General features: G+C 64.4%; 11 protein-coding genes. 5 read left to right on the plus strand and 6 right to left on the minus strand.

Translation table 11 applies throughout. The annotated features are described in order from the left end of the window. Positions 1-5: 5 nt before the first annotated feature. Positions 6-962 carry an alpha/beta hydrolase gene (locus FJ471_RS24305; RefSeq protein ID WP_140807266.1) on the minus strand — a complete coding sequence of 319 codons (957 nt, stop codon included), beginning with the start codon at positions 960-962 and terminating at the stop codon, positions 6-8. A 519-nt stretch (positions 963-1481) separates the two neighbouring features. Between FJ471_RS24305 and FJ471_RS24310 the strand changes: the two genes are divergently transcribed. After that, positions 1482-1949, plus strand: a complete 468-nt coding sequence (locus FJ471_RS24310; protein ID WP_140807267.1) for an Hsp20 family protein — start codon at positions 1482-1484, stop codon at positions 1947-1949. Between the two features lie 135 nt (positions 1950-2084). Beyond that, a complete protein-coding gene (locus tag FJ471_RS24315) occupies positions 2085-2837 on the plus strand; it encodes a sulfite exporter TauE/SafE family protein (protein WP_140807268.1) in 753 nt (250 codons plus the stop codon). Here the strand turns inward: FJ471_RS24315 and FJ471_RS24320 are convergent. Together FJ471_RS24320 and FJ471_RS24325 are read right to left on the minus strand one after the other, a co-directional pair. Further along, positions 2834-3736: an MBL fold metallo-hydrolase gene (locus FJ471_RS24320; protein WP_140807269.1), complete on the minus strand. Its 903-nt coding sequence runs from the start codon at positions 3734-3736 to the stop codon at positions 2834-2836. The two genes, FJ471_RS24315 and FJ471_RS24320, sit on opposite strands and share 4 nt — an antisense overlap. A gap of 10 nt (positions 3737-3746) precedes the next feature. Further along, positions 3747-4796, minus strand: coding sequence for a low specificity L-threonine aldolase (locus tag FJ471_RS24325; RefSeq protein ID WP_140807270.1), 1050 nt, complete (start codon positions 4794-4796; stop codon positions 3747-3749). 492 nt (positions 4797-5288) lie between these two features. Between FJ471_RS24325 and gltB the strand changes: the two genes are divergently transcribed. After that, a complete protein-coding gene (gltB, locus tag FJ471_RS24330; protein ID WP_140807271.1) occupies positions 5289-10013 on the plus strand; it encodes a glutamate synthase large subunit in 4725 nt (1574 codons plus the stop codon). A gap of 141 nt (positions 10014-10154) precedes the next feature. Beyond that, entirely contained in the window at positions 10155-11609 is a 1455-nt protein-coding gene (locus FJ471_RS24335) for a glutamate synthase subunit beta (protein WP_140807272.1), read from the plus strand. A gap of 39 nt (positions 11610-11648) precedes the next feature. Here the strand turns inward: FJ471_RS24335 and FJ471_RS24340 are convergent, their stop codons facing one another. The 3 genes from FJ471_RS24340 to FJ471_RS24350 form a co-directional block, all read right to left on the minus strand. Then, a complete protein-coding gene (locus tag FJ471_RS24340; RefSeq protein ID WP_140807273.1) occupies positions 11649-12056 on the minus strand; it encodes an MAPEG family protein in 408 nt (135 codons plus the stop codon). A gap of 211 nt (positions 12057-12267) precedes the next feature. After that, on the minus strand, positions 12268-13482 hold the full coding sequence (locus FJ471_RS24345; RefSeq protein WP_140807274.1) for a DUF459 domain-containing protein: 1215 nt from the start codon (positions 13480-13482) through the stop codon (positions 12268-12270). Positions 13483-13583: 101 nt separating this feature from the next. After that, positions 13584-14804 carry a lytic murein transglycosylase gene (locus FJ471_RS24350; RefSeq protein ID WP_140807275.1) on the minus strand — a complete coding sequence of 407 codons (1221 nt, stop codon included), beginning with the start codon at positions 14802-14804 and terminating at the stop codon, positions 13584-13586. Between the two features lie 258 nt (positions 14805-15062). Between FJ471_RS24350 and FJ471_RS24355 the strand changes: the two genes are divergently transcribed. Continuing rightward, positions 15063-15627, plus strand: a 565-nt coding sequence (locus FJ471_RS24355) for a UTP--glucose-1-phosphate uridylyltransferase (protein ID WP_140807276.1), incomplete at its 3' end; no start/stop codon positions are given.

A 15627-nucleotide genomic window follows, 5' to 3' on the forward strand; every position in this document is an offset into this window, starting at 1 on the left:
CGCGCTCAGGGAGCGTCGCCGGTGCCCGGAATGAAGGCGTCGAAAGCGGCTAGGAGCTGCTCGCGATAGATGTCCTTCTCCTGCAGGATTTCGTGCTCGGCGCCGTCGATCATCAACAGCGAGCCGACGCGCAGTTTCCTGGCATAGGCTTCCACCGCCTTGGTCGAGACCACCCGGTCGGCGCCGGCGGCGACGATCAGCATCGGCACCTTGACCCTTGCCATGAAATCCGGATCGCTGACGGCTTCCGCGGCCGCCGCTGCCGCTTTCAGCCAGCGGATCGTCGGGCCGCCGAGCGCCAGCTGCGGCCAGGCCTCGTAGATGCCGACATTGCGCCGGTAGCGTGCGGGATCCGAAGTCACCTTGTTCACTTCGAAGGCGGGCGGAACTTTCGGCCGCGGACCGAGCGCGGCGTAGAGCCTGCCGAGGCCCAGCGCGCAGAAAATCGCGCAGACGCGCCGCACCGTGCTTATCGAAACCTGCAGGTCTGGCACGGCGAGGAAGGGTGCCAGCAGCACCATGCGCCGCACGCGATTGACCATCGACGGCGAGGCAAGCAGCGCAATCACCGCTCCCGTGGAATGGGCGAGGATGTAATAGGGGCCGCGGCAGTCGGGCAGCACGATCTCCTCGAAGAATTGCTCGAGGTCGCGCGTGTAGTCGCGGAAGCTGCGGACATAGCCGCGCTGGCGGTCGCGCAGCAGGCGGCTGGAATCGCCCTGGCCGCGCCAGTCGAGGACGGCGACGCCGAAGCCGCGATCGGCGAGATCGCGGATGGTCTCGAAATATTTCTCGATGCATTCGTTGCGCCCGGTCAGCAGGACGACAGTGCCTTGAAGCGGACGGGCCACGGCGGCGAAGAGGCCGTAGCGGATCTTCTTGCCGTCAGGCGTGGTGAAGAAGCCGCCCGCGGCATTCTGCGGCGCGGGATTGTCCTCGGTCAGATGGAAAAGATCCGTCATTCGGCGCGTCGTTGCTTGTTCTTTGCCCGGACGGGCGAGGCGTCGGCATGGTGATAGACGGCCAGACGGCAAAAGCAAAGGCGTTGCGAGGATTTACGCGGCAACTCCCAAAGGGAAGGCCGGAAGTGCCTGCGGCGCACTTCCGGCCTCTGTCGATCCGGGAGGAAGGGACGTTGCACCCGGTTCGGCCTCGTCGCGGCGCGGAAAAGAGGCGCCGCTTGTCTGTCTGTCTCAACGCAATTCCGGACGGAAAACCGCTTCACACTTTTCCTGGAATTGCTCGAACTTGACCAAAGCTTAAGGCCGGCCGGCTGAACAGATGCCGAAGCCCGAGTTCATCCACCGTTCATCAACGTGGCCGCATTGCGACCGCGGCGAAAACCTTGAAATGGGTTTTTGAGCTTCCCAAATGAGGGTTGCGGCCGCCGATTGTCGGGGTCGCTGGCCTATCCGGAACGCCTTGCGAGGGTTTCGCACCGGGCCACACGCAAACCATGTTGCTCAACAGGAGAACACCTTATGCGTCACGTTGATTTTTCCCCGCTTTATCGCTCGACCGTCGGCTTCGACCGGCTGTTCACCATGCTCGACTCGCTCGGCCAGCCCGAGACCGCGCAGACCTACCCGCCCTACAATATCGAGCGTACCGGCGAGAACGCCTATCGCATCTCGATGGCCGTTGCCGGCTTCTCGGAAGACGAGATTTCGATCGAAGCCCACCGCAACGTGCTGACCGTCAAGGGCGAGCGCAAGGAAGAGGGTAATGACGAGGGTTCCGAGCTGCTCTATCGCGGCATTGCCTCGCGCTCCTTCGAGCGCCGTTTCCAGCTGGCCGACCACGTCGAAGTGGATGGCGCCACGCTGAAGAATGGCCTGCTCTTCGTCGACCTCAAGCGCAACATTCCCGAGGAGCTGAAGCCGCGCAAGATCGCGATCACCCAGTCCTCGGAAAAGGCCAAGCAGATCGAGGCCAAGGCCGCCGCGTAACCCGCGGACCGCATCAAAGACGACGTCTCCCTCCCGAGACGGAAGCGGCGCCGAGAGGCGCCGCTTTTTGTTGTGCCACCGGCAACGAGCCTTTCTGGCTCTTTTGGAGCGTGCAGCGACGGATCATGAAGGGCGATGTCCGATTTTTCCCTGCTGCTGACAGCCACGATCGCAATCACTTTCCTGCTCGCCGGTATCGTCAAGGGCGTGACCGGCATGGGCCTGCCGACGCTGGCGATGGGGCTCTTGGGCGCCATCATGCCGCCGGTGACGGCGGCATCGCTGCTCATCGTGCCGTCCTTCGTCACCAATGTCTGGCAGCTTTTCGCCGGCCCGAGTTTTTCCGCGATCCTGCGCCGGCTGTGGCTGATGATGGCGGGCATCCTGATCGGCACCGTCGCCGGTTCGCGGCTGCTCGCCAGCGACAACGTCAAATGGACGACCGCCGGCCTCGGCGCGGCATTGATCGTCTATGCCGCCTACAGCCTGCTCGCGCGGCAGCCGACGGTGCCGGCATGCGCCGAGCGCTGGTCGTCGCCGGTCGTGGGCTTCCTCACCGGCCTGGTCACCGGCGGCACCGGCGTCTTCGTGGTGCCCGCCGTCCCCTATATCCAGGCGCTGGGCTTGAGCCGGGACGACCTGATCCAGGCGCTCGGTCTTTCCTTCACCGTGTCGACGATCGCCCTGGCGTTGGGCCTCGCCTCGCATGGCGCCTTCGAGGCCGGACATCTGGCGATGTCCGCGCTTGCCGTGCTGCCGGCCTTGCTCGGCATGTGGCTGGGGCAGGTGCTGCGCCAGAAAATCAGCCCGGCGACTTTCCGCCGCTGGTTCCTGATTTTTCTGATCCTGCTCGGCGTCGAGCTGCTGCTGCGGCCCTTGCTGGCCTAGCGCGCATTACCGGCGCTTGCCGCGAGAACAGCCTCGACATTCTGCCGGTGAACGGCTTCGTATGGCGCGAAATATTCGGTCGCCGTCGTGGCAAACATGTCGTTGCCGAAGGTCCTTAGATCCTGCTTCGCCAGGTCGGGGTCTTGCCGGCAGGCAAGCAGCTTTCGAACATAGGCTTCGGTCGCTTCGATGAAACTTCTGTCGTAGCCGCCCGCTTCGATCGCCTGCAGAGAACCGTGGTTGGGCAGGATGCGGTCGAACTGCCAGCCGGCCATGCGCTCGAGGTCGACCAGATGTTCGCTCAGGCGTTCCGGTTCCGAGACATAGGTGACGGAATCTTCCAGCGTGTCGCCGGCCAGAAGCAGGCCGGCGTCGGGCATCAGCAGCACCGTGCCGTCATGGCTGTGGATTTCGACCTGGCGGAGCTCGACAGCAACAGTGCCCACTGTCAGGCTGAGGCTGTTCTCGAACATCCTGTTGGGCAGCACGAGTGGCCTGATCGGCGGATTGCTGCTTTCGATGTCCGTCCGTCCGCGTTCAAGCGCCGAGGCGGTGAGGTTGTTGGCGATGATCTCGCAATCCTGGAACACTTCGTTGCCGGCGATATGGTCGTCATGCCAGTGGCTGAGAACGACACGTATCGAGGTCGCGCCCATGTCCTCGAGGGTGCGCCGGATGAAGCGAGCATGGGGCAGGGAGACGTGCGTGTCATAGACGAGCGCCTGCGATCCATCGACGATCGCATAGGTGCAGATGCCGAGCGTATAAGCGCCGTCGTCGAGCCAGTTCGGCTCGTCCGACCAGATGCGAACGCCATCGACACGACCATCATAGAAGCCCAGCACATTCGGCGCCGGCAGGACCAGCCGCATCGTCGAGCCGAGAGGCGGTCTGGTCATCAGTTTACCCTCAAGCCAGCAACCGGCCGAGATGGTCGATCTCCTGCGCCGTCGTCGCGAAGCTGGCGACGAAGCGGTAGATCGCTTCGCTGTCGCCGATATGACCGTCGAAGCCCTGCGGCACGCCCCATTCGTGGAATTTGGCGCCGGCCGCCTGCAACTTCCCGGCGGTCTCGCGGTTGAGGATGGCGAACACCTCATTGGCCTGCGGCAGCCAGGCGAGCTTGCCCGCCGGCGCATCCTCGATCGTCTCGGCCAGGTGTGCTGCCATCTGATTGGCGTGGCCGGCCATCCGCAGCCACAGATCGTCGGTGAAATAGGCCTCGAACTGGGCCGAGATGAAGCGCGCCTTTGAGAAGGTCTGCCCGGCGCGCTGGCGCAGCAGGCGCAGGTCCTTGCCGACATCCGGATTGAGGATCACCACCGCGTCGGCCATCCAGCAGCCATTCTTGGTGCCGCCGAAGGAGATGAGGTCGACGCCGCTCTTCCAGGTCATTTCGGCCGGGCTGACGCCGGTCGCCGCAATCGCATTGGCGAAGCGCGCGCCATCCATGTGCAGCGGCAGCTTGTGGCGGCGGCTGACCTCGGCGATCGCCTGGACGTCGTCGACGCTGTAGACCGTGCCGACCTCGGTTGCCTGGGTGACGGTGACCGCCATCGGCTGGCCGGCAGGGGCCAGATCCTGCGAATAGCGTTTGATGGCCCGGTCGAGAGCTTCAGGGTTGATGCGTCCCAGTGGTCCCGGCACCGGCGCCATGCGCGCGCCGCCGGTGTAGAAACCCATCGCGCCGAACTCGTCGACATTCATATGCGCTTCGGAATGGCAGAGCGCGATGCCGCCGATGCGGTTCAGCGCAGCCATCGAAAGCGCGTTGGCCGCGGTGCCGGTCGCGACGAAGAAGACCTGCACCTCGCGCTCGAAGATCTCGCTGAAGCGGCGATAGACGGCGCGGTCCAGATCGCCGTCTCCATAGGCGACAGCGGTGCCGGCGGCATGGCGCGACAGGTTGGCCGAAATGTCAGGGTGGACGCCCGCCCAGTTGTCGGATGCAAAGAACATCGAGAAGTCCATATCGTGATTGGCAAAAGCGGCGGGACTTGACCGCTTCGCCAGTCGAAGCGCAAGGGCCAATCGTCGGCAAAGCGGTGAAGCCAGCGCGTCGCCTCGACAGGCCTGGACCAAAGCTTGCGTTTCTGGCGCCCGTCACGAAATTTTGTGTCGCGGCGCCACCAAGTTTTTTGTGAATCGGTCTTGTGTGCCTCCCTGATTTCTGCCATAAAAAATTTAGGACAGCAGTACTGTCTTATTTTGTCGCACAAAACAGGCTGGACTGGCGTATCATCAGTGCCATTCCGGCCATTGTCGCGAGCGGCGGGTAGACGGCCCGGCTCTGGCCTGTACGATACCGGATGCGAACCGGGCGTATAGCCTTATGGTTCGATGGATTTCGCGAGACGTGCAGCAGGATCAAAGGGGAAGCACTCTCGCTTCCCAAGGCAAACCAGCGCCCTGAGACAGTCGGGGTCAAGGTGGAGAACGGAGGATAGGACGATGACGGAACTGACGCCATCTGCGATCAACGGCCAGGCCGCGCAGACGAAAGCGGCAGCCGTTAAACGCCCGACCCATACCACCGCCAACGGCATGGTTGCGCAGGGCCTCTATGATCCGCGCAACGAGCATGACGCCTGCGGCGTCGGCTTCATCGCCAATATGAAGGGCGCGAAGTCGCACGGGATCGTCGAGGACGGCCTGGCGATGCTGGAGAACCTCACTCATCGCGGCGCCGTCGGCGCCGATCCACTGGTCGGCGACGGCGCCGGCGTTCTGGTGCAGATCCCGGACGGCTTCTTCCGTGAGGAAATGGCCGCCAAGGGCGTCGACCTGCCGCCGGCCGGCCAATATGGCGTCGGCCACTGGTTCATGCCGCAGGACCCAACGCTGCGCGCCCATATCGAAGAGATCATTGCCGAATCGGCGCAGTCGGAAGGGCTGCCGCTCATCGGTTTCCGCGACGTGCCGGTCGACAATTCATCGCTGTCGAAGGCGCCGGGTATCGTCGCGTCCGAGCCGTTCCACCGGCAGGTGTTCATCGGCCGCACGGCCGACATTCCCGACGACGAGGAATATGAGGCGCGGCTCTATTTGCTGCGCAAGGTGATCTCGGGCCGCATCTACGCCGAGAACGATAACAAGGATATCGGCGCCTATTGCGTGTCTCTGTCGGCGCGCACCATCGTCTACAAGGGCATGTTCCTGGCCTATCAGGTCGGCGCCTACTACAAGGACCTCAAGGATCAGCGTTTCGAGACGGCGCTGATCCTGGTCCACCAGCGCTTCTCGACCAACACCTTCCCGTCGTGGAAGCTGGCGCATCCCTACCGCATGGTCGCGCATAATGGCGAGATCAACACGGTGCGCGGCAACAACAACTGGATGGCGGCGCGCCAGGCCTCGGTCGATTCCGAGCTGTTCGGCAACAACATCTCGAAGCTGTGGCCGATCTCCTATGAGGGCCAGTCTGACACGGCGTGCTTCGACAACGCGCTCGAGTTCCTGTTCCAGGGCGGCTACTCGCTCAGCCACGCCATGATGATGCTGATCCCGGAAGCCTGGGCCGGCAACAAGCTCATGGACGCCGACCGCAAGGCTTTCTACGAGTACCACGCGGCGCTCATGGAGCCGTGGGACGGACCGGCGGCGGTGGTGTTCACCGACGGCCGCCAGATCGGCGCCACGCTCGACCGCAACGGCCTGCGCCCGGCGCGCTACATCGTCACCGATGACGACCGCGTCATCATGGCTTCCGAAGCCGGCGTGCTGCCGGTGCCGGAGGAAAAGATCGTGCAGAAGTGGCGGCTGCAGCCCGGCCGCATGCTGCTGATCGATCTCGCGAAGGGTCGAATCGTCTCCGACGAGGAGATCAAGTCGGAGATCGCGACCAGGCATCCCTACAAGACCTGGCTCGCCAACACGCAGCTCATTCTGGAAGACTTGAAGCCGGTCGAGCCGCGCGCGCTGCGCAAGGATGTCAGCCTGCTCGATCGCCAGCAGTCCTTCGGCTACACGCAGGAAGACACCAAGCTTCTGATGGCGCCGATGGCCACCACCGGCCAGGAAGCGGTCGGCTCGATGGGCACCGACACGCCGATCTCGGCGATGTCGGACAAGTCGAAGCTGCTCTACACCTATTTCAAGCAGAACTTCGCCCAGGTCACCAACCCGCCGATCGACCCGATCCGCGAGGAGCTGGTGATGAGCCTGGTGTCGTTCATCGGGCCGCGGCCGAACATCTTCGACCTCGTTGGCACGTCGCGCCGCAAGCGGCTCGAAGTGCGCCAGCCGATCCTGACCAATGGCGATCTGGAGAAGATCCGCTCCATCGGCCACACCGAGGACCGTTTCGACACCAAGACGATCGACATCACCTACGGTTCCAACGAGGGCGCCGCTGGCATGCAGGGCGCCATCGACCGGCTCTGCGAGCGGGCGGAAGCGGCGGTCGCCGGCGGCTACAACATCATCATCCTGTCCGACCGCCAGGTCGGACCGGACCGCATCGCCATCCCTTCGCTGCTGGCGACGGCGGCCGTGCATCATCACCTGATCCGCAAGGGCCTGCGCACCTCGGTCGGCCTCGTGGTGGAGACTGGCGAGCCGCGTGAAGTGCATCACTTCTGCTGCCTCGCCGGCTATGGCGCCGAGGCAATCAACCCCTATCTCGCCTTCGACACGCTGCTCGACATGCACAAGCGCGGCGAGCTGCCGGAAGAAGTCGACGAGTACGAGGTGGTCTCGCGCTACATCAAGTCGATCGGTAAGGGCATCCTCAAGGTGATGTCCAAGATGGGCATCTCGACCTACCAGTCCTATTGCGGCGCGCAGATCTTCGACGCCATCGGGCTGAAGTCGGACTTCGTCGAGAAGTATTTCACCGGCACGGCGACGCTGATCGAAGGCGTCGGCCTGGACGAGATCGCCACCGAGACGCTCAGCCGCCATACGGACGCCTTCGGCAGCGATCCGGTGCTGCGCAACAACCTCGAGGTCGGCGGCGAATATATGTACCGCATGCGCGGCGAGGCCCATATGTGGTCGCCCGATGCGGTCGCCAGCCTGCAGCACGCCGTGCGCCAGGGCTCGTGGGACACGTTCAAGGACTATTCGGCGCAGATCGACAGCGCGACCGCCCGGGCCCAGACCATCCGCGGCCTGTTCAAGATCAGAACAGCGGACGAGACCGGGCGCAAGAAGGTTTCGATCGACGAGGTCATGCCGGCAGCCGAGATCGTCAAGCGCTTCTCGACCGGGGCGATGTCGTTCGGCTCGATCTCGCGGGAGGCGCATACCACGCTGGCGCGCGCCATGAACGCCATCGGCGGCAAGTCGAACACCGGCGAGGGCGGCGAAGAGGCTGACCGCTATCTGCCGCTGCCCGGCGGCGGCAAGAACCCGGAACGCTCGGCGATCAAGCAGGTCGCTTCCGGCCGGTTCGGCGTCACGGCGGAGTATCTAGTCAATTCCGATATGATGCAGATCAAGGTCGCGCAAGGCGCCAAGCCCGGCGAGGGCGGCCAGCTGCCCGGACACAAGGTCGACGCGACCATCGCCAAGGTCAGGCATTCGACGCCCGGCGTCGGCCTGATCTCGCCGCCGCCGCATCACGACATCTATTCGATCGAGGATCTGGCGCAGCTGATCTACGACCTGAAGAACGTCAATCCGGCGGCCGACGTCTCGGTCAAGCTGGTGTCGGAGGTCGGCGTCGGCACGGTCGCGGCGGGTGTCGCCAAGGCGCGCGCCGACCACATCACCATCTCGGGCTATGACGGCGGCACCGGCGCCTCGCCGCTGACCTCGCTCAAGCATGCCGGCAGCCCGTGGGAAATGGGCCTTGCCGAAACGCACCAGACGCTGGTGCTCAACGGCCTGCGCTCGCGCGTCGCGCTGCAGGTCGACGGCGGCTTGCGCACCGGGCGCGACGTCATCATCGGCGCGCTGCTCGGCGCCGACGAGTTCGGCTTCTCGACCGCGCCGCTGATCGCGGCCGGCTGCATCATGATGCGCAAGTGCCATCTGAACACTTGTCCCGTCGGCGTCGCGACGCAGGACCCGGTGCTGCGCAAGCGCTTCAAGGGCACGCCCGAGCACGTCATCAACTTCTTCTTCTACGTGGCGGAAGAGGTGCGGGCGCTGCTTGCCGAGATGGGCTTCACGCACATCGACCAGATCATCGGCGACAGCGACCTCCTGGAGAAGCGCGACGTCATCCAGCACTGGAAGGCGCGCGGGCTCGACTTCTCGAAGATGTTCTTCAAGCCGGATGCGCCGCATGAGGCGCTGCACTGGACCGAGCGGCAGAAGCATCCGATCGACGACGTGCTCGACCGCAAGCTGATCGAGCTGGCGAAGCCGGCGCTGGACGCCAAGCAGCCCGTCACCATCGAGCTGCCGATCCGCAACGTCGATCGCTCGACGGGCGCGATGCTGTCGGGCGAGGTCGCCAAGCGCTTCAAGCACAAGGGTCTGCGCGAAGACACGATCCAGGTGAAGCTCACCGGCACCGCCGGGCAGTCGTTCGCCGCGTTCCTCGCGCGCGGCATCTCCTTCGAGCTGGTCGGCGCCGGCAACGACTATGTCGGCAAGGGCCTGTCGGGCGGGCGCATCGTCATCCGCCCGCCGGAAGAGGCTAGAATCGTCGCGGCGGACTCGATCATCGTCGGCAACACGGTGCTTTACGGCGCGACCGAAGGCGAGGCTTACTTCGCCGGTGTCGCCGGCGAGCGCTTCGCCGTGCGCAATTCGGGCGTCGCCGCCGTCGTCGAGGGCGTCGGCGACCATGGCTGCGAGTATATGACCGGCGGCATCGTCGTCGTGCTCGGCAAGACCGGGCGCAACTTCGCGGCCGGCATGTCGGGCGGCGTCGCCTATGTGCTGGACGAGAAGGGCGATTTCGCCGAACGCTGCAACATGGCGATGGTCGAGCTGGAGCCGGTCCCGGAAGAGGACGATTTGATGGAGAAGCTGCTCCATCATGGCGGCGACCTCGACCATAAGGGCCGCGTCGACGTCTCCGGCGACATGACCAGCCATGACGAGGAACGGCTCTACCAGCTGATCTCGAACCACGTGCATTTCACCGGTTCGGTGCGTGGTCGCGAGATCCTCGACGACTGGCAGAATTTCAGGCCGAAATTCCGAAAAATCATGCCGGTGGAATATCGCCGCGCGCTGATCGAGATGGAACGCATGCGCATGAGCGTGGCGGCGGAATAGTTTCGGGCATGGCCGGGATGACGACTTCCCGGCCGGCATCCTCACCAACAATCCTGACCCCGTACCGCGGTTGCCATGGCAGCCCTAAGGGGTTAACGGGTGCGCGACAAAAGCGTGCCTTCGGACAGCAGGGACTGGACTATGGGCAAGGTAACAGGCTTTCTCGAGATCGACCGGCAGGTGCACAAGTACCAGCCCGCCTCCGACCGCATCCGGCATTTCCGAGAATTCACCCTGCCGATGTCGGACAAGGAGGTCGAGAAACAGGCCGCGCGCTGCATGGACTGCGGCATTCCGTTCTGCCACGGGCCGACCGGCTGTCCGATCCACAACCAGATCCCGGACTGGAACGACCTCGTCTACAATGGCGATTGGGACAACGCGATCCGCAACCTGCATTCGACCAACAATTTCCCGGAATTCACAGGCCGCATCTGCCCGGCGCCCTGCGAGGAAGCCTGCACGCTGAACCTCGAGGACATTCCGGTCGCCATCAAGACGGTCGAGCAGGCGATCGCCGACAAGGCCTATGAGACCGGCCATATCCGGCCGTATCCGCCGGAAAAGAAGACCGGCAAGCGGGTCGCCGTCATCGGCTCCGGCCCGGCCGGCATGGCAGCGGCGCAGCAGCTCGGCCGCGCCGGCCACGACGTGCATGTCTATGAGCGCGAGAGCCGCCCCGGCGGGCTGATGCGCTACGGCATTCCGGACTTCAAGATCGAGAAGCACTATATCGACCGACGCATCGAGCAGATGCAGGGCGAGGGCGTGACTTTCCATTGCGGCGTCAATGTCGGCGTCGACATGAAGGTGGCCGATCTCATCGAGGAGTTCGACGCCGTGCTTTATTGCGGCGGCTCCGAAACGCCGCGCCCGGCCGGCATTCCGGGCAGCGACCTCAGCGGCGTCTATGACGCCATGCCCTATCTGGTGCAGCAGAACCGCCGCGTCGGCGGCGAGCCGATCCAGTCGGTGGCGTGGCCCTCGCACCCGATCATCGCGGGCGGCCAGCATGTCGTCGTGGTCGGCGGCGGCGATACCGCGTCCGACTGCATCGGCACCGCCTTCCGCCAGGGCGCGGTGCGCGTGACCCAGCTCGATATCCGTCCGCAGCCGCCGGAGAAGGAAGACAAGCTGTCGGTATGGCCCTACTGGGCGACGAAGATGCGCACGTCCTCCTCGCAGGCCGAGGGCGCCGAGCGCGAATTCCAGGTGGCGACGCTCGAATTCATCGGCGAGGAAGGCCAACTGACCGGCGTGCGCTGCTGCGAGGTCGACGACAAGCGCAAGCCGATCGCCGGCAGCGAATTCGTCATCCGCGCCGATCTGGCCTTCATCGCCATCGGCTTTGCCGGACCGGCGGGCGACAGCCTGATGAAAGAGCTCGACGGCAAGATCAAGGTCGTCACCGACAGCCGCCGCTCGAACAATGTCGAGGCCAATGACCGCGACTACCGGACCAGCGTCGACAAGCTCTATGCCGCCGGCGACGTGCGCCGCGGCCAGTCGCTGGTGGTGTGGGCGATCCGCGAGGGTCGCCAGGCGGCGCGCTCGATCGACGAGACGCTGATGGGATCGACGGTGCTGCCGCGCTGAAGGGGGTTAACGAGCCGCAGGCTTTCGCGAAGCGCCGCTCTAGCTGAGCAACAGCTTCATCGCCCAATAGAGGCCGATGGCCATCTGAACCGCGAACGCTGAAAACCGAGCCTTGACTGCGGTCGGGCTCGTCGACGTCAAATGAATGGCCGACTGCACCAGCCGGGCGCCGAGAAACCAATATGCGAGCGGATCGGTAATCGAAGCGCGCGAACTCATCATGGCCATGGCCATGAGACCCCCGAATATGGGAAGGCCCTCGATGCAATTGGCGTGGGCGCGCGCCAGCCGCTGCAAGAAGGGCGAAAGGCCGGCATTGTCCGGTGCGAAGCCATTCGCGGGGACGCGGCCGCTCAGCACAAGATGGGTGCGCAGGATTTCCATCCATGTGAGCAATAAGAGGGTCCAAGTCACGAACCCAAGCAAGGCATAGCCCGTTGCCGACATATTCGCCCCCGACTTTGACTTCGGCCAAAACCCAACAATGCCATTGTTCGGCTTGGCGCGAAATTGCCGCAAGAGCGGTTCACCGTTTCGTGGAAACGCCGAACCGCTCTATCCTCTTGTGTTTACGCAATTCCGGACGGAAGGTTACGGCGAAGACGCCGAACTTAACCGCTCACAGTTTTCCTGGGATTGCTCTACGCAGGAATGTCGGTCAAGGAGTTGCCGGCGTCGGGCCGGGATCGACAGCCGCCGTCGCAGGCGGCTTCGGCGGCCAGGAGAAATCGTCGGCGCGGCCGGGCGAGGCGGCCGGCGCCTTGCCTTCCAGGATCAGCTTTTCGCCGGGCAGGTTCGGATCGGCCCTGGCTGGCTGCGCGGCACCCAGCAGTTCGGTGCCGCCGTCGAGCGACGGATCGCCCAGCAGCATCGGCGCGGTGCGGTCGACGATGACGGGCGCGGCGGCCGGCTTCGGCGCCTCGACTGGGGCACCGGCCGGCGCTGACACGGTCGTGACGCTTCCCGGCGCCGCCAGACCGAGGATCTTGGCCAACGGCTTTTCCGTGTAGAAGGCGAGCTTGCGCTTGCCGGCCTTGGTGACATTGATGCCGTCGTCGGAACGCAGGCGAACCGGTTGGCCGTTGATGTCCGGACCGGAGGTGACGAAAGCGCCGTTCTCGTCGACGAAGCCGTCCCAGACATCGACGAACTCGCCGCCATGGCTTTGGGCGGCCGAATGATAGATGTCGTTGAAGGCAAGCATGTCGGAGTTCATCTTCGACACGCGGAAAGCCGGCATGCCGACCCATAGGAACGGCACCTTGGTGTCCTGCAGGGCCTTGCCCAGCGCATCGGTGCGGCGCTCATATTCCTTGGTCCAGTTCTCCGAGCGCGGCTGCTCGCGCACGTCGCCGACCTTCATCTGCTGGCGGTCGTTGGAGCCGAGCATGACGATCACGGCGGCCGGCTTCTCGGTCTCGATCAGCGATTTGATCTCGGCCGGCCAGTTGTAGACGTCGTCGCGCACGAACCCGGACGAGCCGTTGGCGCGGGCGACGATCCGGACGGCGGGATTGTCGGCAAAAGCGGTGTCCAGGCCTTCGGCCAGCCCGCCTGCAAGGAAATCGCCGACCACCAGCACGACGCGGGCGTCGTTCGTCTTCTCGACGATCGGCGTTTCGGGTTCGGCCGGCGGGCGCGGCTTGGGCTTCTTCTTCGGTTTCGGCCTTGCCTTCTGGACTTCGACCGGCGGCTCGACGCGTTCGCTGCGGCGCGGGAACAGGAGATCACGCAGCGACCAGCCGCGGCTTTCCTCCTGCGCGAATGCCGGTGCGTGGAAGGCGCCTGCGGCCGTGACGACCAGCACGGCAAGGGCGAGAACCAGGATCGGCGCCCGACGAATGCCCTGCCTGATACGCGCGACCGACACCAAACACCTCTCCATCCCTTGGCGTGGCCCAAGGTCACGCACAGGTGTGAAGCGCTAGAGCATCCGTGCCGCCTTCGAAAGGATGCCTGGCGCTCCCGCGAGCCCTACCGCTTGCGGAGCCATTTGAGCACTTCCATGCTCGGATAGCCATCCTGGGTCAAGCCGACCTTGGCCTGATAGGCCATGATGGCGGCCTTCGAGCCGTCGCCGATCTTGCCGTCGAACTTGCCCTCATAATAGCCGTGATCGGAAAGCCGCTTCTGCAGCTCCTGCCGTTCCTCGAAGCTGAGCTTGGTGAAAGGCCGTTGCCAGTCCTGCACCAGGCCAGTGCCGCCGGCGATCTCGTCGGCCAGAAGGCCGACGGCCAAAGCGTATTTGTCGGCATTGTTGTAGGCCTTGATGACCGAGAAATTCCTGATCATGAGGAAGGCGGGGCCGCCCCGGCCGTCCGGCACTTTCAGCGTCGCCTTGTCGGTCAGGTTCTTGAACGGCTTGCCGCTGGCCCGGGCGACGCCGAGCGCCTGCCACTGCGCGATCGTCTTTGCGCCGCCGGGCAGCTTGCCGGCCGGTATGGTCACTTCATAGCCCCAGGTCTTGCCGGCCTGCCAGCCGTTCTTCTTCAAAAGGTTGGCGGACGTCGCCAGCGCGTCGGGGATCGAATTCCAGATGTCGCGCTTGCCGTTGCCGTCCATGTCGACCGCGTAGCGCTGATAGCTGGTCGGAATGAACTGGGTCTGGCCCATCGCGCCGGCCCAGGAGCCCATCAGATGGCTCTCGTCGATGTCGCCGGTCTGCAGGATCTTCAGCGCCGCGATCAACTGGGTGCGGGCATATTTCGAGCGCTTCGCGTCGCCATAGGCGAGCGTGGAAAGCGAACGGATGACATTGCGCATGATGTCGTCGCGCTGGAGGATCTCGCCATAGTTCGATTCCATCGACCAGATCGCCAGAAGGATATTGCGGTCGACACCGAACCGCGCCTCGATCCGATCGAGCCAAGGCTTCCATTTCTTCGCCATCGCCTGGCCGTTGGCCACCGACTGATCATGCACGCGGTTGTCGAAATAATCCCAGGCGGGGGCGCTGAACTCCGGCTGTGTACGGGCCTTTTCCAGCACGACCGGGTCGGGCTCGATGCCTCTCATAGCCTGGTCGTAGACGGCGCCCGAAACACCGCCCGCCACCGCAGTGGCGCGAAAGCCCGCAACCCACTGGCGGAACCCGGCATCGGCGAAAGCGGGGCCGGCGGGCATCAGCAAGGCCAGCGTGAGGCCGGCGGCGGTCACCAGTGCCGCCAGGCGCCTCGCGGTGTTGCGAACGGACATCATTTCCTCCTTCGTCAAATCAGGAAGGATCATTCAACGCCGAACCGGGTTAGTATTTAGTTTACCATAGGTGCCGCCGGGAACGAAAAGAGGGATCGCGGCTTTAGCTCTCACGCTCACTGCTCGCTCGTCAACCCGACATTCCGGCGTGAAAATGGAATTCCGGAGTGAAAATGAATTCGGGAGCGAAAATGTCCGGGGGGATTGCGAAGCGCGCCGCCGAGCGGATAATTGGCCGAAACGCAAGGGTGGCGCAGCATGAAACGAGTTCGCAAGGCAGTTTTCCCGGTCGCAGGCCTCGGCACGAGGTTCCTCCCGGCCACCAAGGCCATCCCGAAGGAAATGCTCACCGTCGTCGACCGGCCGGTCATCCAATATGTGGTCGACGAGGCGCGCGAGGCCGGCATCGAGCATTTCATCTTCGTGACCGGGCGCAACAAGGCGGTCATCGAGGATCATTTCGACGTCCAGTTTGAGCTCTACGACACGCTCGCCCAGCGCGGCAAGGACGACCAGCTCGCCCGCCTGCAGCGGCTGCAGCCGGCGCCGGGACAGACCAGCTTCACGCGCCAGCAGGTGCCGATGGGCCTCGGCCACGCCGTCTGGTGCGCCCGCGAGCTGGTTGGCGACGAACCCTTCGCGCTGCTTCTGCCGGACATGATCATGCAGTCGGAAAAGAGCTGCATGAAAGACATGGTCGAGCTCTATGCCGAGACCGGCAACAACATCATCGCCGTGCAGGAATGCGACCCGGCCGAGGCGCATAAATACGGCATTGTCGGCCGTGGCGAGGACACCCATCACGGCTTCCGTATCACCCAAA

The organism is Mesorhizobium sp. B2-7-1, assembly GCF_006440735.1.
In the GTDB taxonomy this organism is placed as follows: domain Bacteria; phylum Pseudomonadota; class Alphaproteobacteria; order Rhizobiales; family Rhizobiaceae; genus Mesorhizobium.

Excerpts from the sequence above, each read along its gene's own strand:
- FJ471_RS24305 (WP_140807266.1), bottom strand. The coding sequence starts at position 962 with ATGACGGATCTTTTCCATCTGACCGAGGACAATCCCGCGCCGCAGAAT.
- FJ471_RS24310 (WP_140807267.1), top strand. The coding sequence starts at position 1,482 with ATGCGTCACGTTGATTTTTCCCCGCTTTATCGCTCGACCGTCGGCTTC.
- FJ471_RS24315 (WP_140807268.1), top strand. The coding sequence starts at position 2,085 with ATGTCCGATTTTTCCCTGCTGCTGACAGCCACGATCGCAATCACTTTC.
- FJ471_RS24320 (WP_140807269.1), bottom strand. The coding sequence starts at position 3,736 with ATGACCAGACCGCCTCTCGGCTCGACGATGCGGCTGGTCCTGCCGGCG.
- FJ471_RS24325 (WP_140807270.1), bottom strand. The coding sequence starts at position 4,796 with ATGTTCTTTGCATCCGACAACTGGGCGGGCGTCCACCCTGACATTTCG.
- gltB (WP_140807271.1), top strand. The coding sequence starts at position 5,289 with ATGACGGAACTGACGCCATCTGCGATCAACGGCCAGGCCGCGCAGACG.
- FJ471_RS24335 (WP_140807272.1), top strand. The coding sequence starts at position 10,155 with ATGGGCAAGGTAACAGGCTTTCTCGAGATCGACCGGCAGGTGCACAAG.
- FJ471_RS24340 (WP_140807273.1), bottom strand. The coding sequence starts at position 12,056 with ATGTCGGCAACGGGCTATGCCTTGCTTGGGTTCGTGACTTGGACCCTC.
- FJ471_RS24350 (WP_140807275.1), bottom strand. The coding sequence starts at position 14,804 with ATGTCCGTTCGCAACACCGCGAGGCGCCTGGCGGCACTGGTGACCGCC.